Below are 25,479 nucleotides of genomic sequence, written 5' to 3'. Positions count from 1 at the left end.
GAAAAAGAGGCAGGCAAAAAACAACAACAAACAAAAACCACCAAACACACTATTGAGTTCTCAAACAACACACCCGCTTTTGGGGCAACCCTGCCAGTCTATACCGATCTGGACAGAGACGTCAAACCCCGTCCGCCAGTCCGATTGGCCTGGGGCCGTGGGCTTCTCACAAGAGGATACGCCAGTTGCGGCCAAGTCCCAAAGCGCCACCTACAAAGCGCTCCGAACAAGAGGCGGGCTCAGCGACTGGCCCCGATCAGGCCACCCGCTCGATTTCGGCGCCCAGGCTCTGGAGGTTTTCGACGAACAGCGGATAACCCCGGTCAATGTGGAACACATCGTGAACCTCGGTGTCGCCGTCGGCGACCAGCCCGGCCAGCACCAGACCGGCGCCGGCACGGATGTCTGAGGACCAGACCGGCGCACTGGATAGCTGCGGGATGCCCCGGACGACCGCATGATGACCGTCGGTACGGGCATCAGCCCCCAGGCGCACCATCTCCTCGACGAACCGGAATCGCGCCTCGAACACGTTCTCGGTGATCATCGACGTGCCGTCGGCGATCGACGCCAGCGCAATCGCCATCGGCTGCAGGTCGGTGGGGAAACCCGGAAAGGGCAGCGTCGCGACGTTGACCGCCTTTGGCCGTTCGTACTGGACCACTCGGAATCCGTCATCGGACTGCGTCACCGTGGCACCGGCGTCATGCAACTTGTGCAGCACCAGCTGTAGATGCTGCGGGTCGACGCCGGTGACCGAGATGTCGCCGTGCGTCATCGCCGCGGCGATCCCCCACGTCGCCGCGACGATGCGGTCACCGATCACCCGGTGCTCGGTGGGATAGAGCCGCTCGACGCCGGTGATCGTCATCGTCGGGGTGCCCGCGCCAGTGATCTGGGCGCCCATCTGGTTGAGCATCGCGCACAAATCGACGACGTCGGGTTCGCGCGCAGCGTTGTGGATCGTGGTGACGCCCTCGGCGACGACGGCGGCCATCAGAATGTTCTCGGTGGCACCAACGGAGGGAAATTCCAACTGGATCTCGGCGCCGCGCAGATGGTCCGCCTCGGCGACGACGCAGCCGTGCTCGATGTTGCACCGCGCCCCCAGTTGGCGGAGGCCGGCCTGATGCATGTCCAGCGGACGCGATCCGATCGCGTCGCCGCCCGGCAACGCCACCTTGGCCCGCTTACAGCGGCCGACGAGCGGGCCCAGCACGCACACCGATGCGCGAAATTGGCGCACGGCGGCGAAGTCGGCGTCGTACTTCGGTTCGTCGGGCGAGGTGATCCGCACGACGTCGCTGTCGAGTTCCACGGTGGCCCCCAGGCCTCGGAGCACCTCGGCCATCAGCGGCACGTCGAGAATGTCAGGGCAATTGGTGATCGTGCTGGTGCCTTCGGCAAGCAGCGTGGCGGCCATCAACTTCAGAACGCTGTTCTTGGCCCCCCCGACGGCTACTTCGCCCGATAACCGGTTTCCGCCGGTCACCACGAATCGCTCGCTCACGCGGGTTAGTTTAAACAGCGCCGCTGGCCGTGTCAGTTTCCTCGGCTACGCGTTCCGGTACGGTTTGACCATGGCAGTCCATCTCACCCGGATATATACGCGCACGGGGGATGACGGCACCACGGGGTTGAGCGATTTCAGCAGGGTATCGAAGAACGACGCCCGCCTCGTGGCGTATGCCGATTGCGACGAGATCAATGCCGCCATCGGGGTGGCGATCGCCTTGGGAAACCCCGGCGAGCAAATCTCGAAGGTCCTCAAGCAGATTCAGAACGACCTGTTCGACGCTGGGGCTGACCTGTCGACACCGGTGGTCGACAACCCCGAACATCCGGCGCTGCGGATCACCCAGAGCTACATCGACCGACTGGAAGCGTGGTGCGATGAGTTCAACGAGTCGCTGCCCGCGTTGAATTCGTTTGTGCTGCCGGGCGGTACACCCCTGTCGGCGCTTCTGCATGTGGCCCGCACGGTGGCCCGCCGCGCCGAGAGGTCGGCGTGGGCGGCGGTGGAGTCGCATGGCGATGCGGTCAGTGTGTTGCCCGCGAAATACCTGAATCGGCTGTCGGATCTGCTGTTCATCCTGTCCCGGGTCGCCAATCCCGAGGGCGATGTGCTGTGGCGACCGGGCGGTCCGGCAACGGATTAGAAGCTACGGCGTCGCGCCCGAGGCGACGGCCTGGACTCCAGCCAGGACAGAAACGCCGTCAGCGCACCGCGATCCAACGCGATTTCATAGCCGCGGCGACGTTCCGGGCTGGTGTCACGCAACTCCAGCACCACGATCTCGTCGGTCATGATGTCGAACTCGTCGCCACGAGGTGCGCGCCGCGAGACGATCTCGAGACCGCGGCGGCTCAGTCGGCGATCCGGCCACCACCGTAGGCTCGACAATCGGTAGAAGCCCGCTTCGCCGCCGCGATAACGCATTACGCCGTGACGCCACCCGTGGCCGCCGACAGCCGGGACGTCCCGCAGGATCGCCGCGGTGCCACCCACCTGCCGTAACTTCCACAGCCGGTAGGACAGCGCGACAACGACCAGGAGCAGCACGCAGATCAGCGCGACCATGGTGACCATGAGCGCGCTCATCGGCGGCCGCTAGTCGATCTGGCCCAGGGCGCGAAGCCTCGCTCTACCCTTGGCAGCTGTTGCGGCGTCGTCGGATTCGGCGTCTCGCCGCGCGCCTTCGGCATCGATCTCGGATTCGAGCTCCGCCGACTCCGCGAGGATGATCACTCCTTCATCGGTGACGGACATGAATCCGCCGTCGACCGCGATGCGCAGATCTTCCTCACCCTCCCGCTCGACGCGCACCATGGCGTCGTCGACGAGCTGGGCGACCAGCGGGATGTGGCGAGGCAGGATGCCGATCTCGCCCGCGGTGGTGCGGGTGAAGAGGAATGTCGCCTTGCCTGACCAGATTTCCCGCTCGACGGCGACAATGTCGACGTCTAGTTCCGCCATTGCTATTCGCCCTCGCCGGAATCGTCGCCCTTGTCGGAATCGCCGTTCGAGTCCGTCTGCGCCGGGGCGCCGTCGCCGCCACCGTCGTCCATCTTCGCGCCCAGGCTCTCGGCTTTCTTCTCGAGATCCTCGAGACCGCCGATGAGGAAGAACGCCTGCTCCGGCAGATGGTCGAAATCGCCCTTGGTCAGCTTGTCGAAGGCCTCGATGGTCTCCTTCAGCGGAACGGTCGAGCCCGGCTGGCCGGTGAACTGCTCGGCCGCCATCATGTTCTGCGACAAGAAGCGCTCGATGCGACGGGCGCGCTGAACCAGCTGCTTGTCCTCCTCGGCCAGCTCGTCGATACCGAGAATTGCGATGATGTCCTGAAGGTCCTTGTAGCGCTGCAGGATTCGGATGACTTCCTGCGCGACGCGGTAGTGCTCGTCGCCGACGACGCTGGGATCGAGAATCGTCGAGCTGGACGCCAGCGGATCCACCGCCGGGAAGATGCCCTTGGAGAACACCGATCGGCTCAGCTCCGTGGTCGCATCCAGGTGAGCGAACGTCGTCGCCGGGGCCGGGTCGGTGTAGTCGTCGGCGGGCACGTACACGGCCTGCATCGAGGTGATGGAGTGTCCGCGGGTCGACGTGATGCGCTCCTGCAGTTCACCCATCTCGTCGGCCAACGTCGGCTGATAGCCCACCGCGGAAGGCATCCGGCCGAGCAGCGTCGAAACCTCCGAACCCGCCTGGGTGAACCGGAAGATGTTGTCGATGAACAGCAGCACGTCCTGGCCCTGCTCGTCGCGGAAGAACTCGGCCATCGTCAGCGCCGACAGCGCCACCCGCATACGCGTGCCGGGCGGCTCGTCCATCTGGCCGAACACCAGCGCGGTGTCCTTGAGCACGTCGGCATCGGCGAGCTCCACCCAGAGGTCGTTGCCCTCGCGGGTGCGCTCACCCACGCCGGCGAACACCGAAGTGCCACCGAAGTTCCGGGCGATACGGTTGATCATCTCCTGGATCAACACGGTCTTGCCGACGCCGGCACCGCCGAACAACGCGATCTTGCCGCCGCGGACGTAAGGGGTGAGCAGGTCGACGACCTTCAGGCCGGTCTCCAGCATTTCGGTGCGGGGTTCGAGGTGATCGAACGCCGGCGGCTTGCGGTGAATCGACCAGCGGTCGAAGTCTTTACCGTAACCGGGCTCGTCCAGGCAGTCGCCGAGCGCGTTGAACACGTGGCCCTTGACGCCGTCTCCGACCGGGACCGAGATCGAGCTGCCGGTGTCGGTGACCTCGACGCCACGAACAAGCCCGTCGGTCGGTTGCATCGAGATGCAACGCACCAGGTTGTCGCCGAGGTGCTGGGCGACCTCGAGCGTCAGCGTCTTCGCCAATTCCTTGTAACCGATCTCGGCGTGCAGCGCGTTGAACAGTTCCGGCACGGAGCCGCGCGGAAACTCGACGTCGACGACCGGACCGGTGACACGTACGACGCGCCCGGCGGTGTCGGTGCTGGTTTTCTTTTCAGCAGTAGCAGTCATGTTTTCTTCGCTTTCTGGGGCTACTTTGAGGCGGCGTCCGCAAGCGCGTTCGCGCCACCGACGATTTCGCTGATTTCCTGGGTGATCTGAGATTGCCGTTCGCGGTTGGCCATCAGGGTCAGGTCCTTGATGAGGTCGTCGGCGTTGTCGGTAGCCGACTTCATGGCGCGTCGGCGCGAAGCCGACTCCGAGGCCGCCGCCTCGAGCAGCGCGGCGAAGATGCGGGTGGAGACATACCGCGGCAACAAAGCGCCGAAAAGGGTTTCGGCGTCGGGCTCGAACGAGAACAGCGTCTGCGGGCCGGTGTCCTCCTCGCTGTACTCCACCTCCATCGGTGCGATCCGACGCGCGATCGCCGTCTGCGACAGCATCGACCTGAATTCGGTGAACACGATGTGCAGCTCGTCGACGCCGAGGACGTCGTCGGCCCCGGGATCATCGCCTTCGTCATCCATACCGGCCGTGAAGGCGTCGACCAATGTCGTCGCGATCTCCTGCGCGTTTTCGTAGTCCGGCCGCTCGGAGAAACCGGTCCACGATTCTTGAATGTCCCAGTTACGGAAACTGTAGTAACCCAGAGCTTTTCGCCCCACCACGTAGAGGACTGGTTCCTTGCCCTCCGAACGAAGAAGAGAGAACAGCTCCTCGGACCGCCGGAAGATGTTCGCGTTGTACGCGCCTGCGAGCCCCCGGTCCGACGACACCACCAACACGCCGGCCCGCCGAGGGTTCGAGCGTGCCACGAGCAGCGGGTGATCCAGCGCGCTCGCGCTCGCGAGTTCGGTGAGCATGTTGGTGATCTCGCGGTCGTAGGGCCGAGCCGCCTCGACTCGGGCCTGCGCTTTGGCGATCCGCGACGTCGCGATCAGCTCCTGGGCTTTGGTGATCTTCTTGATCGAGCCGGCGGAGCGGATACGGCCGCGTAATTCGCGCAGTGTGGCAGCCATCTGCTTTCAGGCCTTACTTCTTCTTCGGTGCGGGCTTGCGGACCTTCACCGATTCCTTCTCGACGTCTTCCTCATCCATCGCATCGACATGCTCGTCGGGCACGACCGAGCTGCCGTCCGTGGTGTCGAAGCCCTTCTTGAAGTCGTTCACGACTTTCTCGAGCTTCTCCTCCAGCTCCTCGGAGAGCTTCTTGCTCTCCCGGATCTCTTTGAGGATTCCCTCCTGCGAACCCTTCACGTGCTCGAGGAACTCCCGCTCGAACTTCTGAACGTCCTCGACCGGAACCGAATCCAGATGGCCGCGGGTGCCCAGGAAGATCGCCACGACCTGTTCCTCGACCGGCATCGGGCTGTTCTGCGGTTGCTTGAGCAACTCGACGAGCCGCGCGCCGCGGTCGAGCTGCGCCTTCGACGTTTCGTCGAGGTCAGAGGCGAAGGCTGCGAACGATTCGAGTTCGCGGTACTGCGACAGATCCAGACGCAGTGACCCCGCCACCTCTTTCATGGCCTTGATCTGCGCGGCGCCACCGACACGCGACACCGAGACGCCGACGTTGATCGCCGGGCGCACACCCTGGTTGAACAGGTCGGTCTCCAGGAAGCACTGACCGTCGGTGATCGAGATGACGTTGGTCGGGATGTAGGCCGAGATGTCGTTGGCCTTGGTCTCGATGATCGGCAGACCGGTCAACGAGCCGCCGCCCAGTTCGTCGGACAGCTTCGCGCACCGCTCCAGCAACCGCGAGTGCAGATAGAACACGTCGCCGGGGTAGGCCTCGCGTCCTGGCGGCCGGCGCAGCAGCAGCGAGATGGCACGGTAGGCCTCGGCCTGCTTGGTCAGGTCGTCGAACACGATCAGCACATGCTTGCCGTCGTACATCCAGTGCTGGGCGATCGACGAGCCGGTGTACGGCGCAAGCCATTTGAAGCCGGCGGAGTCGGATGCCGGTGCGGCGACGATCGTGGTGTAATCCATCGCGCCGCCCTCTTCGAGGGTCTGGCGCACGCTGGCGATCGTGGTGCCCTTCTGCCCGATCGCCACGTACACGCAGCGGACCTGGAGATCGGGGTCGCCGGACTCCCAGTTCTGCCGCTGGTTGAGGATCGTGTCCACACACACCGCGGTCTTACCGGTCTTGCGGTCGCCGATGATCAGCTGACGCTGGCCGCGACCGATGGGGGTCTGCGAGTCGATCGCCTTGATACCGGTCTGCAACGGCTCACTGACGCCTTGGCGCTGCACCACCGAGGGCGCCTGCAGCTCGAGGGCGCGACGTTCGGTGGTCTCGACCTCACCGCGGCCGTCGATCGGCTGGCCCAGCGGATTGACCACGCGACCAAGGAAGCCGTCGCCCACCGGCACCGAGAGCACCTCGCCGGTGCGCTTGACCTGCTGACCCTCTTCGATCTTCTCGAAGTCACCGAGGATGACCGCGCCGACGCTGTGCTCGTCGAGGTTCAGCGCGACGCCGAGCACGCCACCGGGGAACTCCAGCAACTCCTGGGTCATGACCGAGGGCAGCCCCTCGACGTGGGCGATACCGTCGCCTGCGTCGATGACGGTGCCGATCTCTTCCCGCTCGGTGTCCGCCTCGAAGCCGGCGACATACTCCTCGATCGCGCCCTGGATCTCGTCCGCCGAGATCGTCAACTCTGCCATGGTTCGTCTTCCTGGTTCGTATATGTGTGAGTGTGTGGGTCTTGGGTGGTCGGGTCAGTCGGGTAGGTGGGTCTCGGCCGCCGCAAGCTTCGACGCCAACGAGCCGTCGATCACCTCGTCACCGACGGCGATGGTCAAGCCACCGAGCAACGCAGGGTCCACCGCCAGCTGGATCGACACCGGATGGCCGTAGATGCGGGCGAGCAATTCGGTGAGCCGCTCGCTCTGCTCGTCGCTCAGTTCAGCGGCCGCACGAACCTGCGCGACGATTTCGCCGCGCCGCGAAACGGCCAGATTTGCCAGTTCGCGAACCGCCTCGTCGGCGCGATCGCCATGCAGCAGGTCGAGCGTCTGGCGCAGCAGATCCGCGGTGTTCTTGTTCGCCTGGCGCCCGAGCACGTTGTTCAGCAAGCCGATTCGGCCATCCAAGGGCGCGGTGTACTCGCTGAGCAGCGTTATCAGCCGAGGCTCGGAATCAAGTATGCGACTGAACCTGAACAGCTGGTCTTCCACATCCTCGATCTGGCCGTCTGCCTCGGCGCGCACCAGCAACGCCAACCTGGCGGCGTGCTGGAGCCCGTGGATCAGATCGCCCGTCGTCGACCAGCGCTGCGACACAGCGGTTTTGAGGATTTCCAACGCGGGGTCGGAGACCTTCCCGGAGAGCAAGCGCTCGATGACCTGAACTTTGGGGTCGGAATTGCTCGACGGGTCGGCAAGATGCCTGGCGAGTACGGCCTCGCGGCGCAACAGTTTCGCTGAGGACGTCAGATCGGTGGCCAACTTCGTCAGCGCGTCGGCGTCGAGACCGGAAACGACTCCGTCGAACCGTTCGACCACCTGGGACAGCGACTCGCGGCTGGCAGCGCGGAGTTTCGCAGTGGCAGCGTTAGAGAGCGTCGTCGTCGACGGGGCCATCTCGTCGAGATCGGCGAGAAAGCGGTCAACCGTCGCGGACAGCTCGGAACTATCGGAGACGAAGTCGCGCACGATGTCGCCGGCCCGCTGCACCGATTCCGCGCCGAGGCCCTGCCGTAGCTCGCGCACCAGCTGCTGGCGCAGCAGTTGAACCTGTTGCGCGCCCTGGATTTTGATCCGCTCCAACTCCAGGTCGGCCTGGGCGCGGAGCTGTTCTGCGATCCGCTCCGCATCATGGCGGGCCTCTTCGATCACCGCCGCCGCTTCGGCTTTGGCCTCTTCCAACGCCTTTGCGTGCTCGGTGTCTGCGTCGGCCACCTTCTTCTCGGCCTCGGCATGCTCCTCGAGCTGTCGACGGACGGTCTCCTTCTGGTTGTTCATCATGCGCCGCACCAACGGCACGACGAAACGCCACAGCAGGAAAACGATGACCGCGAAACCGATCAGCTGTCCGATGAATGTCGACATGCGTCTACCGCCCCTGACCCGTCGAGACCGGCACCGTACGAGTGGTCACGTCGACGCCGAGCACGCGGCTCGCCAGGTTCGCCGCCAGGGTTTCGACAGACGCTTGGAGGTCGGTCGTCACCGCCAGTGACTGTCTCGTGAGCTCCTCGTTGGCCTGCTGAAGCAGACCCGATACTTCCGTGTTGGCACGGCTGCGCGCCTCGTCGACGATCTTGCGTCCCTCGGCGCGGGCTTCCTCGCGGACGTTCGTTGCGTCGCGGCGCGCGGTCGCCATCACCTCGCGGTAATCGGCCTCGGCGGCAGCCCGCAGTTGGGCTGCCCGCCGATTGTCCTCAACCGTCTTCTGCACCATGGCTTCGCGCTCGCGCAGCACCTTCGAGATCGGTGGCACGACCCACTTCGCGATCACGCCGAGCACGATCAGGAAGATGAGCAGCACGAAGAAGAAGGTGCCGTTGGGGATGAGGAAGTTGCTTTGCCCGCCTCCCTCTGCCGCCAACAGAACGACGTTCGAGTCAGCCATGGCCGGCATTAACCCCCGACCGGGGTGGCGAACACGAACAGCGCCATGAACGCCAGGTTGATGAAGTACGCCGCCTCGACCAGACCGACCGTGATGAAGAACGGAGTGAACAGTCGGCCCTGGGCCTCCGGCTGGCGAGCGATGCCGGCGATCAGCGCGTTACCCGCGATGCCGTCACCGATACCGGCGCCGATTGCACCGCCGGCCATGATCAGTCCACCGCCGATGAGCGCGCCGGCAGCGATAGTGGGATCCATTCCTTATCCTCCTTGGTAACTGGTAGCTGTGCTACCAGGCTGTGGGTCCTGCTGGGTGGGGCGGCTAGTCATGATGCTCGTCGAGCTCCATCGACTGGCTGAAGTACAAGATCGTCAGCAGCGCGAAGATGAACGCCTGGATCGCGCCGACGAACAGGTCGAAGCTCTTCCAGATCGCGTTCGGCAGCCACATGATGTACGGCGGGAACAGCGCGATCAGCGCCACCAGGATGCCGCCGGCGAAGATGTTGCCGAAGAGTCGCAGCGACAACGAGATCGGCTTCGCGAGCTCCTCGACGAGGTTGATGGGTGCAAGGATCGCGACGTGGCCCTTGAGCACCCGCCACGGGTGGCCGAGCGGCCCGCGGCGCCAAAAGCCGGCCGCGTGGTAGCAGATGAACACGAACAGCGCGAGCGCGAGTACGAAGTTGATGTCCGATGCCGGCGGTTTGAGCACCTCGTGGATCGCGCCACTGGAGTCGGTGTACTGCCACGGGAACACCGACAGCCAGTTCGCCACCAGAATGAAAACGAACAGCGTCACCGCGAGTGGCAGCACGAACGGTGCGATCTTCATCCCGATCGCGGCCTCGACCTGGTTGCGCGTCTGAACGGTGATCGCTTCCCAGAACAGTTGCACGCCACTGGGCACACCGGTCGAGGTGACCTTCGCGCGCAGGTAGAACGCCAGCGCGAGCACGATCACCGCCGCGATGGCCGTCGCCAGCAGCGTGTCGGTGTTCACCGTCAGCCCGAACCAGTGGGCCTCCGTGTGGTGGCCGACCTGGATGCCGGATTCCGCGGCGAGGATTGTGGTCTGACCCGCTTGGCCGGCGACCTCAAGTCCTGTCATTGCTGCGCCCCTTCGATCTCATCAGCTGGGCCTTCCTTGAGCTTCTTCATCACCGGCAGCGCCGTGGAAACAACAAGCAATACCTGGAAGAGCGCCATCCCAAACACCACGCCCAAGCCCTGCGGCCGGAAGACGAATGCGATGGTCAACCCGATGACCGTCATGATCAGCAGCCGCGTGGCGGAGTTCAGCGCCATCTTGCGCTTGAGCGGATGCGCATCGGCGGTGATCGAATCCACCGAGCGCTGCACCAGGACGGCGTTGAGCAAACCCAATCCGAGGCCGATGCCGAAGAACACGCCGATCATGGGATGGCCGAGCAGAGCGGCCGCCGCGGTCACCAGTCCGGCGAACACCACACAGATCGCAAGCAGGCGCAATGGCCGAAAGGCAACGGAGGGGAACACCAACGGCGCGTCTTGCGCTGGCGTCGTCACTACTTCACCTCAATCCGCGGTCACGGTGGCTGCCCCGATGATGTGCGTGCGTGGCGCACTGAGCGTATCGGAGGGCGGTTGGCTCGCCGGAATCACCCACGGGGCAGCTCCCTTTGTCGGTCGTTGTTCCGTGCCGATCGGTTCTGCACCGACGACCCGGAGGCCGGCAACCCGCGAGGTTTTTTCGGGTTCTGTTTGCACCCTAACACATGGTGGGAGGCATAAAAGAGGGTCTACTACTTTTCGTCGTACATTTCCTCGAACTGGCCGTTTCGGCGGCCCAGAAGAGGGATCAGCGTCACGACGACGGCGACCAGAATCGCCCCCAGCATGACCGCCCCGCTGTAGCGCGGATCGAAGAAAATCGTGCTGGCAGCGCCGAGCGCGACGATGCCCACCCACAGATAGATCAGCAACACCACCCGCCGGTGCGAGTGGCCGATTTCCAGCAACCGGTGATGCAGGTGCATCTTGTCCGGGCTGAAGGGGCTCAGACCCGCGCGGGTGCGCCGGATGATGGCCAACAGCATGTCCAGTGCGGGCACGAACATGACCGCCACCACGAGCAGGAACGGCGACAGCAACGCGAACACGTCGCGCACGCCGTACGCGGTCTGCGAGATCGGTCCGGCCGCGGTGGTGGAGGCCGCGGCGAGCATCAGGCCGATGAGCATCGACCCGGAGTCCCCCATGAAAATTTTGGCGGGATGGAAGTTGTGCGGCAGAAATCCCAGACATGCGCCGGCGAGTACCACAGAGATGACCGCGGGCGGGTAGAACAACACGTCTCCGCCGTGGTCGCGCAGCAACCCGACGGAGAAGATGCAGATCGCCGACGCGGTGATCAGGCCGAGTCCGGCGGCGAGCCCGTCGAGACCGTCGACGAAGTTCATCGCGTTGACGATCGCGACGGTCAGCGCCAACGTCAGCAGGATCGACGAAACCTGGTCGAGCACGATGGTGCCCACGCCGCCGAGCGGGATGTAGAGGACGCTCCACGCCACCCCCATCGTGACGAGCACGCTGGCGGCCGTGATCTGCCCGGCGAATTTGGTCAACGCGTCCAGGCCCCAACGGTCGTCGATCAGGCCGACGACCATGATCAACCCACCCGCGACGACCACCGCGGGCATGCCCGACGAATAGACGAAACCGCGCGTCAGCGCCGGGAGCTGCGAGGCCAGGAGGACGGCAACCGCGACGCCGATGTACATCGCCAGGCCGCCCATTCGGGGCGTCGGCTCGTGATGGACGTCGCGGTCGCGCGGATAAGCGACAGCGCCGAGCCGGCGCGCCAGCACCCTGACCCAACCGGTGGCGAAATACGTGATGATCGCGGCGGTCAGGCCGACCAGCGCGAGCTCCCGGATCGGTACGCCCGCACCGCGATCGTCGAGTGCCAGCAGTGTGTCGGTGGCGTAGACCACCGGTGAACCGTACTGCACGAAACCCACTATCAGTCCGTCAAAGTCGCGGGTTCCACGTCGAGCACGGTTGCGATCGCCTCCACGGTGACCGGACCCTGGCGCAGCACGCGCGGATGCGCACCGGTGAGGTCGAGGATCGTCGATGCCGCCTGCCGCTCGGACGGCCCGGCATCGAGATAGACCTCGACGAGATCACCGAGTTGCTCGCGCGCCTCTTCGGCGGTGACGGCGGCGGGCCGGCCCGAGATGTTCGCACTCGACACCGCCATCGGCCCGACTTCGCGCAGCAATTCGATGGCCACCGGATGCAGCGGCATGCGCAGCATCACCGTGCCGTGCGCGTCGCCGAGATCCCATTGCAGCGACGGTGCCTGACGCACCACCAGGCTGAGCGCACCCGGCCAGAACGCGCGGATGAGTTCGCGCGCGGTGTTGGGCACGTTGTAGACCAGGCCTTCGATCGTGTGCCAGGAGCCGACGAGGACGGGCACCGGCATGTCGCGGCCGCGGCCCTTGGCCGCGAGTAGCGCGGCGACGGCTTCGCTGTCGAACGCGTCGGCGCCGATGCCGTAGACGGTGTCGGTCGGCAACACGACTAGTCGACCGCCCCTGAGCGCGCTGATCGCCGATGCGACACCGGTCGCGCGCTGGTCGGCGTCGGAGCAGTCGAAAAGGTGGCTCATCGGGTCCTCCGGGCACTCACGAACCGTGGCCGCCCCGCCAGATCGCGCCGAGCGGTGATGTCGTCGAAACGCTGTGTTCGTTCGAAGCACTCGACGGTCCGGCCCGAGGTCGTGTCGTCGTGTTCGACGGCGGTCAGGCCGCCGATGCGCAACCACCTCGACCCGAGGTCGGCGATCGCATTGATCACCCGCATGCCGTCGGATCCCCCGAACAACGCGTGTGCCGGATCGTATTCGGCCACTTCGGGTTCCAGCCGGGCGCCGTCGGGAATGTAGGGCGGGTTGGCGACGAGGAGGTCGACCGAACCCTCGAGTTCGGGCAGCAGCCCGGGTTCTGTGACGTCGGCGCAGACGATTTCGACGCCCGTTTCGGCGAGGTTTCGTCGCGCATACTCCAACGCCGGTGCGGAGTCGTCCACGGCGATGATGCGGGCATCGGGCCAATTGTTCGCCAGCGCCAGCGCCAGCGCACCGCTGCCCGTACACAGGTCGACGATCAGCGGGCGGTTGGGAAGACGTTGTGCCAGCGCCCATTCCAGCAGGGCCTCGGTTTCTGGGCGCGGGATGAACACACCCGGACCGACGCGCACGTCGACCGGGCCGAACGGCGCGGTGCCGATCAGGTGCTGTAGCGGGACCCGTTGGGCACGCCGGGCGACGAGTTCGCCGTACCGCGCGGCGAAATGAGGATCGGCCTCGGCCTCGACGAGCCGGAGGCGGCCCCGGTCGGTGCCGGTGGCGTGGGCGGCCAGTAGTTCGGCGTCGACGCGCGGCGCTGCGACACCCGCCTCGGCCAGCGCCGTCGCCGCGGCGTCGATCAGCTGGCTGAGCCGGGTCATGTTGTCTGCAGTCTCGCTTGCTTGTCTGCGGCGGCCAGCGCGTCGAACAGGTCGTCGAGATCCCCGTCGAGCACCTGGTCGAGGTTGTGCGCCTTGAAGTTGATCCGGTGATCGGCGATCCGGTTCTCCGGGAAGTTGTAGGTGCGGATGCGCTCGCTCCGGTCGACGGTGCGGATCTGGCTGGCCCGGTCGGCCGATGCGTCGGCCTGCGCCTGTTCCTCGGCCACTGCCTGCAGGCGCGCAGCGAGCACCTGCATCGCGCGGGCTTTGTTCTGCAACTGCGACCGCTCGTTCTGACAGGTGACGACGATGCCCGTGGGCAGGTGCGTGATGCGGACGGCGGAGTCGGTGGTGTTGACGCCCTGACCGCCCTTGCCCGAGGAGCGGTAGACATCGATGCGCAGATCCGACTCGTCGATCTGCACCTCCTCGACCTCTTCGGGCTCCGGGTAGACGAGCACGCCGGCCGCCGAGGTGTGCACCCGGCCCTGCGACTCCGTGACGGGGACCCGCTGCACGCGATGCACGCCGCCTTCGAACTTCAGTCGCGACCACACGCCGTCGGCCGAATCACCTTTGCTGCGGATGGACAGCGTGGCGTCTTTGTAGCCGCCGAGATCGGAGAAGGTCTCATCGAGCACGGTGACATTCCAGCCGTGGCGCTCGGCGTAGCGGATGTACATCCTCGCCAGATCGGCGGCGAACAGCGCGGACTCCTCGCCGCCCTCCCCCGACTTGACCTCGAGCACGATGTCGTCGGGGTCGTGGGGGTCACGGGGTGCCAGCAGGTCGGTCAGATGCGAGTCCAGTTGCTCGACCGTGGCCGACAACTCGTCGACCTCGCCGGCGAACGACGGATCGTCGGCGGCCAGCTCCCGGGCGGCTTCCAGGTCACCGCGGGCGGCCTCGAGCTTGCGGTACGTCGCGACGATCGGCGAGACCTGCGCAAACCGCCTGCCCACTTTGCGGGCCCGGCCGGCGTCGGAATGCAGGTCCGGGTCGCTGAGCTGCCGCTCGAGGTCGGCATGCTCGGCCAGCAGCGCATCGATCTTCGGCGCGGTGTCCGTCATGTCGACCTCCTCTCCGTGGCTTTCCGCGAACGCAGACCGGCGCCCGGCCTGGCCGCTGAAGCGGCAGATCGGGCGCCGGAAGGGAAGCTATTTGTCGTTTGCGCTCTTGTCGGCCGCCTTGCGCTTGCCGTAGCGCTTCTCGAAGCGGGCCACGCGGCCGCCGCTGTCGAGGATCTTCTGCTTGCCGGTGTAGAAGGGGTGGCACTGCGAGCAGACCTCGACATGGATCTGTCCGCTCTGCTTGGTGCTTCGCGTGGTGAACGTGTTGCCGCAGCCGCAGTGGACGGTGGTCTCGACGTAGTCAGGGTGAATACCCGATTTCATGGTTACCTCTTCGATCGTGGCCCCGGGTCGCCCCTCCGTGCTGGAGGTGACGGGCGTGAACCGGAACCGAGGGTCGGCGGTCCATTATGCCAGCTCAACCGCCAAGTGCCTAAACGCGTGCGCAGCGGCGGGTATTCCGCTTCAGCCGGGGATCGGGGCGAACTTGCTGCCGTCGCGCCGCCACAGCGTCCTACCGTCCGCCGCGGCGCCTCGCGCGATCAACTCGCGCTTGAGGATCTTGTTGGTCGCGGTGCTGGGCAGGTCGTCGGCGATCCACACATAGCGCGGCCACGCTTTGGGCGAGAGATCGCGCTGCGCCGCCAGAAACTCCTCGAACGTGCCCGGATCGAGTTCGGCGCCGTCCTGCAGCACGAGGGCCGCCATCACCTGGTCGCCGACGCTTTCGTCGGGCACCGGGTAGACCGCGACCCGGTTGACCGCCGGTAGCCGCAGCAGTATCCGCTCGATCGGCGCGGTCGCGAGGTTCTCACCGTCGACCCGCATCCAGTCGGCCGTTCGGCCGGCCAGATAGATGTAGCCGTCGGCGTCGCGGTAGGCCAGGTCACCCGACCAGTACATGCCGTGGCGCATCCGCTCATCGGTGGCGTCGCGGTCGTTGTAGTAGCCGCGGAACAGACCGCTGCCGTCGGTGTTGACCAGTTCGCCCACCGCGACGTCGGCGTTGATCAGCGCACCGTTCTCGTCGAACTCGGCCACCGGGCACTCGGTCACCGTCTCGCTGTTGTAGATCGCGACACCCGGGAAGCCTTGTCCGATCGAGCCTTTCGGCGTATCCGGGGTGCGGGTGATGATCACCGCATTCTCGGTCGAGCCGAACCCGTCGTCGACGGTGACACCGAAGCGTCTGCTGAACTCCTCGATGTCGCGGTCGGTGGCCTCGTTGCCGAACGCGACGCGCAGCGGGTTGTCGCGGTCGTCGGACTGCTCGGGCGTGGCCAGCACATAGGCCAGCGGCTTGCCGACGTAGTTCATGTACGTGACGCCGTAGCGTCGGATATCGGCCAGGAAACCGGACGCGGAGAACTTGGCGGGCACCATCGCGGCTGCGGCGACCAGAGCGGGCGCCCAGCCACCCACCACGGCGTTGGAATGAAACATCGGCATCGACAGATAGCAGGTGTCCCGGTCGGTGAGTTCGAACCGTTCGACCAGCGCGTTGCCGGCGAACAGCGGCATCATGTTGGCGACCTGAACGGCCTTCGGGTCACCGCTGGTGCCGGAGGTGAAGATCATCATGAACGTGTCGTCGACGCCGACTTCCCGATGCGGGACGAAAGGGGGCGCACCGGCAAGGAAATCGGCCCACCCGGCGCTGGACGTGTCGAGCACCGTGACACCTGGCAGTTCCAGCCCGTCGAGCAGAGCGCGATGGTCGGCGTCGGTGATCACAAACTGGCAGTCCACCTTGAGGATGTCGCAGGCCAAGGCTTCTCCGCGGCGGGTGGTGTTGATGCCGCACACGACATAGCCGCCGAGCGCGGCCGCCGCGAGTGCGGTCAGCATGTCGGGTGTGTTGCCCAGAAGCACCCCGACGTGCAGCGGACGGCGCTGGTCGGCGGCCCCGATGAGGGCGGCGGCCTGCACCTTCGCCTCCGCTACGTACTGCCGGTAGGTCCACGTGCGGTTCTCGTACCTGATCGCAACGGTGTCGCGGTCGGCGCGCTCGTTCAGCAGCTGCTGAAGTGTGTCCGCCATGGCTCACCTCTCACCGTGAACAGATTTCCGATTGTGTCTACCATGACACAATGCTCCGATCGGCCCACTTGAGGGCGAGACTAACCGAGGAGTCCAACGGGTGACGAGCGGCACCGCCACCAAGAATGTTCGCGATCGCCTGATCGACGCGGCGGAAACGTGTCTGCGCGCCAAGGGAATTCGCTCGACCACCGTGTCAGAGGTGGCAGAGGTGGCCGGCGTTTCCCGCGGCTGGTTGTACCGCCATTTCCCCGACAAGGTGTCGCTGCTGGGCGCGGCGATCGTGCGCTTGAACGACGCCTACTGGTCCGAGGCGCACGCGATGCTCGAGCGCGTCGAGGGTCTGGACCGACAGCTCGCGGCGGGTGTTATCCATGGCCGCACCGCCTACGACGACCCGGGCGCGCTGCTGATGAAGCTGCGGGTCGACGAGCCCGAGGAGTTCGCGGCCTGCGCCGGCGCGGGAGTGCAGGGCCTGGTGCCCGACCTCGCCGAATTCTGGTCCCGGTACCTGATCGCCGCGCGCGAAGGCGGCGAGATCCATCCCGAAACCGACATCGCCGAAGCGTCGGAATGGCTTGCCCGCGTGTTGATTTCGCTTGCGACGGTACCGGGGAACACGCTTGATCCCGGCGATGCCGACGCGGTGTTACGGCACCTGCGCCGCTACGTCATGCCGGGGTTGCGTTCCGACCCCGCCATGTGATTTCGGTGTAGTTCGTCGCGCTCACCGCTACCAACTACACCGAAATCGCCGTGCGGCGCCCGACGAGCACCATCAGGATGTCGCGGATCGGCGCCTCGACGAGGCGGCCCTCGCCGACGCGGAAATCGGCGTCGATCGCCGCGAGTTCCACGCCGCGCAGGCGCCGTTGCGCGTGGAACGGAAAACCCGTCGTCCACACTCGTTCTGCCGCCACGACCGCCGCATCGACAGGCATGGGTCGGTCGATCCCGAGGGGCACCGCGATGTCCTGAGTGTGGACCAGCACATCCATCAATGGATCGACTTCGCTGGTGCCGGGCGGACGTTTCCGTGAGCCCCGCATCTCCCGCAGCGCCGCGGTGAGCTCACTGGGTGATCTCTTGTCGTGCAAGGCGGCTCGATAGATCATGGCGTTGAACCGGAAGCCTGACCGGAGCAATTCGACCAACATCTTCGACTTCGGCAATTGGGAATGCGTGAGGTGTGCGGCCACCTCCCGCACGGTCCAGCCGTCACACAACGACGATGTCGACCATTGCTGGGGCTCGAGACCGTCCAACATGTCGGCTAGGTTCACCCGCTGCTCATCGATGTGCCGCCAAACGGTATTCGAATCCACCGACGCCTCCTCGGTTAGTCAGGTCTCCTGACAATATAGTCAGGAGACCGTACTAAAATCAACGGGGTGACTGACTGGGTGAGCACGGCGACGTTGATGTTCATCGGCCATCGCGCCGCCGAGGCGCGCGTCATGGAGGCATTGGCCGCAGCGGGTGCTGACGACATCACGATGGCGCAGTCGAGGCTCATGCAGCGCCTCGATCTGCGGCACGTGAATTCGAATGGAATGCGGCTGACCGACCTGGCCGAGCAGGCACGGGTGACCAAGCAGACCGCCGGAGCGCTGATCGATCAACTGGAGAGATCCGGTTATGTGGTGCGGGCGGCCGACCCCACGGATGCGCGCGCCAGACTCGTCACGCTGAGCGACAAAGGCATGGCGGTGTGCCGCGCGGCAGGCGCCGAGATCGCCAAGGTCGAGGACGAGTGGCGGTCGTTTCTCGGTGAGCGCAAATTTCAGCAGCTGCGCGAGGCGCTCACGGCACTGCGGGAGATCACCGACCCCTACCGCTGACGTGGTTTCGGTGCGCTAGTGATCGCTGAGCGATCGATTGAGCACCGAAATCAGTGACTCAGTCGGCGTCCGCGGAGCCCGGAGCGGTCTTGGAGACCTGCACCAGGAACTCGTAGTTGTTCTTGGTCTTGCGCAGCTGGCTCATCAACAGGTCGATGGCCTGATGCGGGTCCAGACCGGACAGCACCCGGCGCAGCTTGTGCACGACCGCGAATTCATCCGACGACAGCAGCAACTCGTCCTTGCGGGTTCCGGACGGGTTGACATCGACGGCTGGGAAGACGCGCCGCTCGGCGATCTTGCGGTCGAGCTTGAGCTCGGCGTTGCCCGTGCCCTTGAACTCCTCGAAGATCACCGTGTCGCCGGTCGAGCCGGTCTCCACCATGGCGGTGGCGACGATGGTCAGGGAGCCGCCCTCCTCGATGTTGCGCGCCGCTCCGAGGAACCGCTTCGGCGGGTACAGCGCGGTCGAGTCCACACCACCGGACAGGATGCGGCCCGAAGCCGGTGACGCGTTGTTGTACGCGCGACCGAGTCGGGTAATCGAGTCCAGCAGCACCACGACGTCCTTGCCTTGCTCGACGAGGCGCTTGGCGCGCTCGATCGCCAGCTCGGCGGCCTGGGTGTGATCGGACGGCGGCCGGTCGAAGGTCGAGGCGATCACCTCGCCCTTGACCGAGCGCTGCATGTCGGTGACCTCTTCCGGACGCTCGTCGACGAGCACCACCATCAGGTGGCATTCCGGGTTGTTCGTGGTGATCGCGTTGGCGATGTCCTGAAGGATCGTGGTCTTACCGGCCTTCGGCGGCGAGACGATCAGCGCGCGCTGACCCTTGCCGATCGGCATGATCAGATCGATGACGCGGGTCGTCAGCCGCTCGGTCGTCGTCTCCAGGCGCAGCCGCTGATTCGGGTAGAGCGGGGTGAGCTTGTTGAAGTCCGGCCGCTTCTTGGCTTCCTCGACCGGCTTGCCGTTGATGGTGTCGAGCCGGACCAGCGGATTGAACTTCTGCCGCGGATTTTGACCGCCGCCTTCACCTTCTTTGGGCACCCGCACGGCACCGGTCACGGCGTCCCCGCGGCGCAGTCCGTTCTTGCGCACCATGTTCATGGAGACGTACACGTCGTTGGGCCCGGCCAGGTATCCCGACGTGCGGACGAACGCGTAGTTGTCGAGCACGTCGAGGATGCCCGCGACGGGCTGAACGACGTCGTCCTCGCGCAGTTCGGTGTCGCGGTCTCCACCGCCTTCGCCGCCACCGCGCTCGCGGCGCCTGCGGTCGCGGAACCGGCGACCCCGGCGGCCACCACGGCCCTCGCCGTCGTCATCGGCATTGCCGCCGCGGTTCTGGCCGCCCTGCTGCTGATCGCCTTGCTGCTGATCGCCGGTGGACTTGGTGTCGGCCTTGTTGGTCTGTTCGTTCTTCTGTTCGTTCTTCTGCCGGCCGCCGTCGTCGCCCGTCTTGGCCTCCTGAACGGCATCGTCGGACTGGCCGTCGGAGGCGCCGGGAGCACCGGTTCCGCGCGTGGCACCGCGACGCTCGCGGCGTCGGGGCTGTTCTTGGTCGGTAGTCGACTCGCGATCGCCGGTCTCAGTGGTCTTCGCCTGTGTGGCGGCGGGCGCCTGTGTGGCGGCGGGCGTCTCGGCGGCGGGCGTCTCGGCGGCGGCGGGCGTCTCGGAGCCCTGTCCACGGCGGCGGCCGCTCGCCTCGCCGCGGCGTTCGCGGATCGCGGCGACCAACTCGCCCTTACGCATACCGGAAGCGCCCTCGACGCCGATCTCCTTGGCCAGTGCACGCAGTTCGGGCAGGACCATGGTCGAGAGCGAGCTGGCGCGGTTACCGGACGCGACGTCTGCCGTCGGCGCGGTCTCCGCGCCGGGCGCGGCGTTCGGTTCGTCCGCTGCCGCAGAAGTTGAGATGTCTGAACTCACGGTGTTTGGCAGCTCACCGTTGTCGCTGCTGCCCCCAGCCGTGATGAGGTCCGTTTCAGTCACGGATTTCCTTTCTTTCCCTCGCAGAACGAGTCATGCGGGGGTTCGGTGCGATCAGTACATCCACTGAACGCATGGGCTCCACCATTGCCCCTGCAACGGTGATGACCTGGCTTCGCCGGTTTGCGGCGAACCGTCAATCCACGAGTAGCCCCAGAGGGAAATGAGTGGTGTCCTAGTGTCGGCGCAGGTAGAGACGCTGCGATTGCCGGACGACAGCGAGAATATCCCGCATCGCGGCGCGAAGCAAGAAAGACATGTGTGTCGTGTTGCTCCTGTGACCCATGGTTTGCGGCGCCGTCAACGTCGTACGGCCGCCCCGGCCGTCCATCGGACGCCATCGCCGATGCGCATTTCGCTGACGGTGAACCCGTTCGCGGCGCCGTACTCCAAGGCTTCTACGGGCAATTCCGACGAAGTACTCAATGCGAGCACCGACGGGCCCGCCCCGGACAACACCGCTGCAATGCCACAACGTCGCAATACGCGTAGGTATTCCGCCGAAGCGGGCATCGCGACCGCCCGTTGCGGCTGATGCAACACATCCTCGGTGGCCGACATCAACAGATCGGGCCGCTCGGTCAGCGCGACCACCATCAGCGCCGCCCTGCTCACGTTGAACCGCGCATCGGTGTGGCTGACTTTTTCCGGCAGCAATACGCGCGTCTCGGCAGTCGACGAACGCTCGGGAGGAATCGCGGTGAACAGACGGATGTCGGGGTGGATGCGGATCGGCGCGGCCGCGAAGCGCGGCGCAGGCTCGTCGGCCTCGGTCCAGGACACCACGCCGCCGCCCAACACCGCCGCGGAGGCGTTGTCGGGATGACCCTCGAATTCCGAGGCCAGCTGGATCAGGTCGCGCTCCGCCAGCGGACTCGAACCACCCTGTACCGCAAGGCCGTTGACGACGGACAGTCCCCCGACCACGGCCGCCGCGGACGATCCCAGCCCCCGCGAGTGCGGAATGCCGTTGCGACACCACACCGTCATCCCGGGCACGCTGATGTCGAGCGCCTGCAGACCGCGCTTGATGGCCCGCACCACGAGATGGGTGTCGTCCAGCGGCACGTGACCGGCGCCCTCGCCCTCGACTTCGACGGTGAGGCCGGAATCGGTTGTCTCCACGACGATCTCGTCGTAGAGGCTCAACGCGAGGCCGAGGCTGTCGAAGCCCGGACCGAGGTTGGCACTGGACGCGGCCACCACGGAGGTGGCCGTCAGCGCGGGCGGCAGTACACGGGTCACCGGCTAAACCAATCCCAGCTGCTCGACCACGGCAACAGGATCCACGGGCACCGCGATGACCGTCGGCATGCCCTTCAACGCGGTGTCGGGGTCCTTGAGCCCATTGCCGGTCACCGTGCACACGACGGTCGACCCCTTGGCGACCCAACCGTCCTCGATCGACTTGAGCAGACCGGCGATGCTGGCCGCCGATGCGGGTTCGACGAACACACCCTCGCTGCGCGCGACCAGGTGGTACGCCGCGAGGATCTCGTCGTCGGTGGCGGCCAGGAACCGGCCGCCGGATTGCTGCTGCGCCGCCACCGCCGTGTCCCACGACGCGGGCGAACCGATCCGGATCGCGGTCGCGATGGTCTCTGGTCTGCTGACCGGTTCACCGAGCACGAGCGGCGCCGCACCGGCGGCTTGCGTGCCCAGCATGCGGGGAAGCCGATCCGAGACCCCGTCGCGGTGGTACTCGGTGTAGCCCTTCCAGTAGGCGGTGATGTTGCCCGCGTTGCCGACTGGCAGCGAGTGCACATCCGGTGCGGTACCGAGGGCGTCGACGATCTCGAAAGCCGCGGTCTTCTGTCCTTCGATGCGGTACGGGTTGACCGAGTTGACCAGCGACACCGTCGGGAAGTCGGCGGTGAGCTTGCGCGCCAGTTCCAGACAGTCGTCGAAGTTGCCATCGACCTGGATGATCTTGGCGCCGTGCATGACCGCCTGCGCCAACTTGCCCATCGCGATCTTGCCCTGCGGCACCAGCACCGCGCAGGTGATACCCGCCCTGGCCGCATAGGCTGCGGCCGACGCCGAGGTGTTGCCCGTCGATGCGCACAGCACCGCTTTCTGACCGCGCGACACCGCCTCAGTGACGGCCACGGTCATGCCGCGGTCCTTGAACGAGCCGGTGGGGTTCAGGCCTTCGACCTTCAGATGCACTGTGCAGCCGGTGTGTTCGGAGAGCCGCGGCGCCGGCAGCAGCGGAGTGCCGCCCTCGCGAAGTGTGACCGGCGTCCAGCCGTTCTCGATCGGCAGCCGATCGCGATAAGCGGCGATCAGGCCGGGCCAAGGCTGGTGCACTGCCGACGACGGTACGGTACTCATTCGCTGGTTCCCTCCATGCGGAGCACGCTGTTGATGCTTTGCACCACATCGAGATCCGCCAACGCCGCCACGGTCTCCGACAGCGCCGCGTCGGTGGCCTGATGGGTCACCACGACGATTCGCGCCCCGCAACGCTGACCGCCTTCGTCCACCATGCCCTCCTGGCGGACCCCGGCGATACTGACCTCCCGCTTGCCGAATTCGGCTGCTACGGCGGACAACACACCGGCCCGGTCGGCGACGTTCATGTTCACGTAATAGCGGGTCGGAATGAATCCGATCGGTGCGATCGGCAACTTGGCGTACTTCGATTCGCGCGGCCCGCGGCCGCCCTGCACCCGGTTGCGGGCAGCCATCACGAGATCGCCCATCACCGCCGACGCGGTGGGCGCACCGCCGGCTCCCTGCCCGTAGAACATCAGCCGGCCGGCGGCCTCGGCTTCGACCACCACCGCGTTGAAAGCGCCGTTGACGGCGGCGAGTGGATGTTCCAGCGGCACCAGCGCTGGGTACACCCGAGCCGAAACCCGTTGCTGCCCTTCGTCGCCGGTCAGTCGCTCGCAGATGGCCAGCAGCTTGATGGTGCAGCCGAGCGCCTTTGCGGATTCGAAATCGTCGGTGCTGACCTTGGTGATGCCTTCGCGGTACACGTCGTCGGCGGTCACCCGGGTGTGGAAGGCGATCGAGGCGAGAATCGCGGCCTTGGCCGCGGCGTCGTATCCCTCCACGTCGGCGGTCGGGTCGGCCTCGGCGTACCCAAGCGCGCTCGCGTCGGCCAGCGCGCTGGCGTAATCGGCACCGGTGCCGTCCATCTCCGAAAGGATGTAGTTGGTGGTGCCGTTGACGATGCCCGCGACCCGCACCACGGAGTCGCCCGCCAGCGACTGGGTCAGCGGCCGGATGACGGGGATCGCACCGGCCACCGCGGCCTCGAAATACAGGTCGACGCGCGCGGTTTCGGCCGCCTGCGCCAATTCGCCGGTGGACACCGCCATCAACGCCTTGTTGGCGGTGACGACGGACTTGCCCTGCTCCAATGCGGACAGGATGGCCTTGCGTGCGGGTTCGACGGGCCCCATCAACTCGACGACGATGTCGACGTCGTCGCGGGAGACGAGTTCTTCGACGTTGTCGGTGAGCATGTCGACGGGAACCCCACGGTCATCGGCCACCCGGCGGACGCCGACGCCGCGCAGCACCAGCGGGGCGCCGATGCGGGCGGCCAGGTCGTCGGCGCTCTCCTCGATGATGCGCGCCACCTGACTGCCGACATTTCCCAAACCGAGCAACGCTACGCCGACGGGCTTGTCGGGGTCGGTCATGGTTACCTCACCTCCAGACTCAGCAGATCGTCGACCGTCTCCCGGCGCAAGATCAGGCGGGGACGCCCATCGCGCACGGCCACCACAGCGGGACGGCCGATCAGGTTGTAACGGCTCGACATCGAATAGCAGTAGGCGCCGGTAGCCGCGACGCCCAAGAGGTCTCCGGGCTCGATGTCACCCGGCACCCAGGTATCTCGCACCACGATGTCGCCGCTCTCGCAATGCTTTCCGACGACACGGGCGAGTGCCGGCGCGGTGTCGGTGACCCGCGAGACCAGCCGTACGTCATACTCCGCACCGTAGAGCGACGTCCGGATGTTGTCGCTCATTCCACCGTCCACGCTGACGTAGCGGCGGTGCGAGGTCGGGCTGACGGCGACATCCTTGACGGTGCCGACCTCATACAGCGTGATGGTACCGGGGCCCGCGATCGCTCGGCCCGGCTCGACCACCAGCCGCGGGGCGGGTAAGCCGACGGCAGCCGATTCGTGGCGAACGATCGCCTCGAGCTTGGCTGCGAGGTCGCCGATCGGCGGCGGATCGTCCTGGGGCAGATACGAGATACCCAGACCGCCGCCGAGGTCGACGATGGACATCTGGGCCGTCTTGTCGACGCCGAACTCGGCCACCACGTCGCGCAGCAGGCCGATCACGCGGTGGGCGGCGATCTCGAAACCGGCGACATCGAAGATCTGTGATCCGATGTGGCTGTGCAGGCCTTTGAGGCGCAGGTGATCGGTTTCGAAGACCCGCCGCACGGCATCCATCGCCGCACCGCTGGCCAGTGACAACCCGAACTTCTGGTCCTCGTGCGCGGTGGAGATGAACTCGTGGGTGTGGGCCTCGACGCCGACGGTGACGCGGATCAGGACGTCCTGTACGACGCCGGCGGCGCCGGCGATTGCGTCGAGCCGCTCGATCTCGGTCACCGAGTCGAGCACCACGTGCTCGATTCCCGCCTCGACCGCGGCCGTCAACTCGCCGATGGATTTGTTGTTGCCGTGCAAGGCGATTCGCGCGGGGGGGAAGCCGGCGTGCAGGGCGACGGCCATCTCGCCACCGCTGGCCACGTCGAGCGAGAGACCTTCTTCGGCGATCCAGCGGGCCACCTCGGTGCACATGAATGCCTTGGCGGCGTAGCGCACGTTCTCCCCGCCGCCGAACGCAGCGGCGATCTCGCGGCAGCGCGAGCGGAAGTCGTCCTCGTCGACCACGAAGGTCGGCGTGCCGAATTCCGTGGCGATGTCGGTGACCGGCACACCGCCGATCGACACGACGCCGTCGCCGTTCCGAACGGTGCTGCGCGGCCAGACGTTCGGCGCCAGCAGCAGTAGTTCGGCAGGCGACTGCGGGCGTGG

General features: G+C 66.1%; 26 protein-coding genes. 3 read left to right on the top strand and 23 right to left on the bottom strand.

Features of this window, described 5'->3' with window-relative positions:
* Window positions 1-256: 256 nt before the first annotated feature.
* On the bottom strand, window positions 257-1,510 hold the full coding sequence (murA, locus tag AU187_RS13370) for a UDP-N-acetylglucosamine 1-carboxyvinyltransferase (protein ID WP_059100220.1): 1,254 nt from the start codon (window positions 1,508-1,510) through the stop codon (window positions 257-259).
* A 70-nt stretch (window positions 1,511-1,580) separates the two neighbouring features.
* Between murA and AU187_RS13365 the strand changes: the two genes are divergently transcribed.
* Entirely contained in the window at window positions 1,581-2,159 is a 579-nt protein-coding gene (locus AU187_RS13365) for a cob(I)yrinic acid a,c-diamide adenosyltransferase (protein WP_059100221.1), read from the top strand.
* Here AU187_RS13365 and AU187_RS13360 read toward each other — a convergent pair.
* From AU187_RS13360 to fadD1, 16 genes are all read right to left on the bottom strand, one after another.
* Entirely contained in the window at window positions 2,156-2,602 is a 447-nt protein-coding gene (locus AU187_RS13360) for a DUF2550 domain-containing protein (protein ID WP_059100222.1), read from the bottom strand. The genes AU187_RS13365 and AU187_RS13360 overlap by 4 nt on opposite strands.
* Window positions 2,603-2,611: 9 nt before the next feature.
* Complete coding sequence (locus tag AU187_RS13355; RefSeq protein ID WP_059100223.1) at window positions 2,612-2,977, bottom strand: F0F1 ATP synthase subunit epsilon; 366 nt, start codon at window positions 2,975-2,977, stop codon at window positions 2,612-2,614.
* A gap of 2 nt (window positions 2,978-2,979) precedes the next feature.
* Window positions 2,980-4,506, bottom strand: coding sequence for a F0F1 ATP synthase subunit beta (gene atpD / locus AU187_RS13350; RefSeq protein ID WP_059100224.1), 1,527 nt, complete (start codon window positions 4,504-4,506; stop codon window positions 2,980-2,982).
* A 20-nt stretch (window positions 4,507-4,526) separates the two neighbouring features.
* Complete coding sequence (locus tag AU187_RS13345; RefSeq protein WP_059100225.1) at window positions 4,527-5,453, bottom strand: F0F1 ATP synthase subunit gamma; 927 nt, start codon at window positions 5,451-5,453, stop codon at window positions 4,527-4,529.
* 13 nt (window positions 5,454-5,466) lie between these two features.
* Entirely contained in the window at window positions 5,467-7,113 is a 1,647-nt protein-coding gene (gene atpA, locus AU187_RS13340; RefSeq protein WP_059100226.1) for a F0F1 ATP synthase subunit alpha, read from the bottom strand.
* Window positions 7,114-7,167: 54 nt separating this feature from the next.
* Window positions 7,168-8,499: a F0F1 ATP synthase subunit B/delta gene (locus tag AU187_RS13335; protein ID WP_059166850.1), complete on the bottom strand. Its 1,332-nt coding sequence runs from the start codon at window positions 8,497-8,499 to the stop codon at window positions 7,168-7,170.
* A gap of 4 nt (window positions 8,500-8,503) precedes the next feature.
* Window positions 8,504-9,022, bottom strand: a complete 519-nt coding sequence (locus AU187_RS13330) for a F0F1 ATP synthase subunit B (RefSeq protein WP_059100244.1) — start codon at window positions 9,020-9,022, stop codon at window positions 8,504-8,506.
* An 8-nt stretch (window positions 9,023-9,030) separates the two neighbouring features.
* A complete protein-coding gene (locus AU187_RS13325; protein ID WP_059100228.1) occupies window positions 9,031-9,279 on the bottom strand; it encodes a F0F1 ATP synthase subunit C in 249 nt (82 codons plus the stop codon).
* Window positions 9,280-9,343: 64 nt separating this feature from the next.
* Complete coding sequence (gene atpB, locus AU187_RS13320; protein ID WP_059100229.1) at window positions 9,344-10,132, bottom strand: F0F1 ATP synthase subunit A; 789 nt, start codon at window positions 10,130-10,132, stop codon at window positions 9,344-9,346.
* Window positions 10,129-10,569, bottom strand: a complete 441-nt coding sequence (locus AU187_RS13315) for an ATP synthase subunit I (protein WP_059100230.1) — start codon at window positions 10,567-10,569, stop codon at window positions 10,129-10,131. Before AU187_RS13315 ends, atpB begins: the two co-directional genes overlap by 4 nt.
* Window positions 10,570-10,805: 236 nt before the next feature.
* Window positions 10,806-12,026, bottom strand: a complete 1,221-nt coding sequence (locus AU187_RS13310) for a glycosyltransferase family 4 protein (protein ID WP_172800252.1) — start codon at window positions 12,024-12,026, stop codon at window positions 10,806-10,808.
* Window positions 12,026-12,679 carry an L-threonylcarbamoyladenylate synthase gene (locus AU187_RS13305; protein ID WP_059166849.1) on the bottom strand — a complete coding sequence of 218 codons (654 nt, stop codon included), beginning with the start codon at window positions 12,677-12,679 and terminating at the stop codon, window positions 12,026-12,028. Before AU187_RS13305 ends, AU187_RS13310 begins: the two co-directional genes overlap by 1 nt.
* Entirely contained in the window at window positions 12,676-13,518 is an 843-nt protein-coding gene (prmC, locus tag AU187_RS13300; RefSeq protein WP_059100232.1) for a peptide chain release factor N(5)-glutamine methyltransferase, read from the bottom strand. The genes AU187_RS13305 and prmC overlap by 4 nt, the downstream gene beginning before the upstream one ends.
* The gene (prfA, locus tag AU187_RS13295) at window positions 13,515-14,588 is read right to left on the bottom strand and encodes a peptide chain release factor 1 (RefSeq protein ID WP_059100233.1); all 1,074 of its coding nucleotides are present in this window, start codon (window positions 14,586-14,588) and stop codon (window positions 13,515-13,517) included. The genes prmC and prfA overlap by 4 nt, the downstream gene beginning before the upstream one ends.
* Before the next feature lie 87 nt (window positions 14,589-14,675).
* On the bottom strand, window positions 14,676-14,912 hold the full coding sequence (gene rpmE / locus AU187_RS13290) for a 50S ribosomal protein L31 (protein ID WP_059100234.1): 237 nt from the start codon (window positions 14,910-14,912) through the stop codon (window positions 14,676-14,678).
* A 141-nt stretch (window positions 14,913-15,053) separates the two neighbouring features.
* Window positions 15,054-16,628: a fatty-acid--CoA ligase FadD1 gene (fadD1, locus tag AU187_RS13285; protein ID WP_059166848.1), complete on the bottom strand. Its 1,575-nt coding sequence runs from the start codon at window positions 16,626-16,628 to the stop codon at window positions 15,054-15,056.
* Window positions 16,629-16,728: 100 nt separating this feature from the next.
* Here fadD1 and AU187_RS13280 point away from each other — a divergent pair, with 100 nt between their 5' ends.
* Window positions 16,729-17,334 carry a TetR/AcrR family transcriptional regulator gene (locus AU187_RS13280; RefSeq protein ID WP_059100236.1) on the top strand — a complete coding sequence of 202 codons (606 nt, stop codon included), beginning with the start codon at window positions 16,729-16,731 and terminating at the stop codon, window positions 17,332-17,334.
* A gap of 34 nt (window positions 17,335-17,368) precedes the next feature.
* Here the strand turns inward: AU187_RS13280 and AU187_RS13275 are convergent, their stop codons facing one another.
* The gene (locus AU187_RS13275) at window positions 17,369-17,953 is read right to left on the bottom strand and encodes a maleylpyruvate isomerase family mycothiol-dependent enzyme (RefSeq protein ID WP_059166847.1); all 585 of its coding nucleotides are present in this window, start codon (window positions 17,951-17,953) and stop codon (window positions 17,369-17,371) included.
* Window positions 17,954-18,019: 66 nt separating this feature from the next.
* On the opposite strand from AU187_RS13275, the gene AU187_RS13270 reads away from it, so the two are divergent.
* A complete protein-coding gene (locus AU187_RS13270; RefSeq protein ID WP_059100237.1) occupies window positions 18,020-18,469 on the top strand; it encodes a MarR family winged helix-turn-helix transcriptional regulator in 450 nt (149 codons plus the stop codon).
* A 58-nt stretch (window positions 18,470-18,527) separates the two neighbouring features.
* On the opposite strand, the gene rho is transcribed toward AU187_RS13270, so the two are convergent.
* The 5 genes from rho to lysA all read right to left on the bottom strand — a co-directional run bounded on the left by rho (window position 18,528) and on the right by lysA (window position 25,452).
* On the bottom strand, window positions 18,528-20,465 hold the full coding sequence (rho, locus tag AU187_RS13265; RefSeq protein ID WP_059100238.1) for a transcription termination factor Rho: 1,938 nt from the start codon (window positions 20,463-20,465) through the stop codon (window positions 18,528-18,530).
* Window positions 20,466-20,762: 297 nt separating this feature from the next.
* Complete coding sequence (thrB, locus tag AU187_RS13260) at window positions 20,763-21,707, bottom strand: homoserine kinase (protein ID WP_059100239.1); 945 nt, start codon at window positions 21,705-21,707, stop codon at window positions 20,763-20,765.
* A 3-nt stretch (window positions 21,708-21,710) separates the two neighbouring features.
* The gene (gene thrC, locus AU187_RS13255) at window positions 21,711-22,796 is read right to left on the bottom strand and encodes a threonine synthase (protein WP_059100240.1); all 1,086 of its coding nucleotides are present in this window, start codon (window positions 22,794-22,796) and stop codon (window positions 21,711-21,713) included.
* Window positions 22,793-24,118, bottom strand: a complete 1,326-nt coding sequence (locus AU187_RS13250; RefSeq protein WP_059100241.1) for a homoserine dehydrogenase — start codon at window positions 24,116-24,118, stop codon at window positions 22,793-22,795. Before AU187_RS13250 ends, thrC begins: the two co-directional genes overlap by 4 nt.
* 2 nt (window positions 24,119-24,120) lie before the next feature.
* Window positions 24,121-25,452, bottom strand: coding sequence for a diaminopimelate decarboxylase (gene lysA / locus AU187_RS13245; protein WP_231740345.1), 1,332 nt, complete (start codon window positions 25,450-25,452; stop codon window positions 24,121-24,123).
* Window positions 25,453-25,479: the final 27 nt, after the last annotated feature.

Origin of the sequence: Mycobacterium sp. IS-1556, assembly GCF_001499985.1 — a bacterium.
Classification (GTDB): Bacteria; Actinomycetota; Actinomycetes; order Mycobacteriales; family Mycobacteriaceae; genus Mycobacterium.
The sequence above is the reverse complement of the archived record's forward strand: the minus strand, read 5'-3'. Positions and strand labels throughout refer to the sequence as shown.

Coding starts and splice junctions, on each gene's coding strand:
- AU187_RS13365 (WP_059100221.1), top strand. CDS start 1,581: ATGGCAGTCCATCTCACCCGGATATATACGCGCACGGGGGATGACGGC.
- AU187_RS13360 (WP_059100222.1), bottom strand. CDS start 2,602: ATGAGCGCGCTCATGGTCACCATGGTCGCGCTGATCTGCGTGCTGCTC.
- AU187_RS13355 (WP_059100223.1), bottom strand. CDS start 2,977: ATGGCGGAACTAGACGTCGACATTGTCGCCGTCGAGCGGGAAATCTGG.
- atpD (WP_059100224.1), bottom strand. CDS start 4,506: ATGACTGCTACTGCTGAAAAGAAAACCAGCACCGACACCGCCGGGCGC.
- AU187_RS13345 (WP_059100225.1), bottom strand. CDS start 5,453: ATGGCTGCCACACTGCGCGAATTACGCGGCCGTATCCGCTCCGCCGGC.
- atpA (WP_059100226.1), bottom strand. CDS start 7,113: ATGGCAGAGTTGACGATCTCGGCGGACGAGATCCAGGGCGCGATCGAG.
- AU187_RS13335 (WP_059166850.1), bottom strand. CDS start 8,499: ATGTCGACATTCATCGGACAGCTGATCGGTTTCGCGGTCATCGTTTTC.
- AU187_RS13330 (WP_059100244.1), bottom strand. CDS start 9,022: ATGGCTGACTCGAACGTCGTTCTGTTGGCGGCAGAGGGAGGCGGGCAA.
- AU187_RS13325 (WP_059100228.1), bottom strand. CDS start 9,279: ATGGATCCCACTATCGCTGCCGGCGCGCTCATCGGCGGTGGACTGATC.
- atpB (WP_059100229.1), bottom strand. CDS start 10,132: ATGACAGGACTTGAGGTCGCCGGCCAAGCGGGTCAGACCACAATCCTC.
- AU187_RS13305 (WP_059166849.1), bottom strand. CDS start 12,679: ATGAGCCACCTTTTCGACTGCTCCGACGCCGACCAGCGCGCGACCGGT.
- prmC (WP_059100232.1), bottom strand. CDS start 13,518: ATGACCCGGCTCAGCCAGCTGATCGACGCCGCGGCGACGGCGCTGGCC.
- prfA (WP_059100233.1), bottom strand. CDS start 14,588: ATGACGGACACCGCGCCGAAGATCGATGCGCTGCTGGCCGAGCATGCC.
- rpmE (WP_059100234.1), bottom strand. CDS start 14,912: ATGAAATCGGGTATTCACCCTGACTACGTCGAGACCACCGTCCACTGC.
- fadD1 (WP_059166848.1), bottom strand. CDS start 16,628: ATGGCGGACACACTTCAGCAGCTGCTGAACGAGCGCGCCGACCGCGAC.
- thrC (WP_059100240.1), bottom strand. CDS start 22,796: ATGAGTACCGTACCGTCGTCGGCAGTGCACCAGCCTTGGCCCGGCCTG.
- AU187_RS13250 (WP_059100241.1), bottom strand. CDS start 24,118: ATGACCGACCCCGACAAGCCCGTCGGCGTAGCGTTGCTCGGTTTGGGA.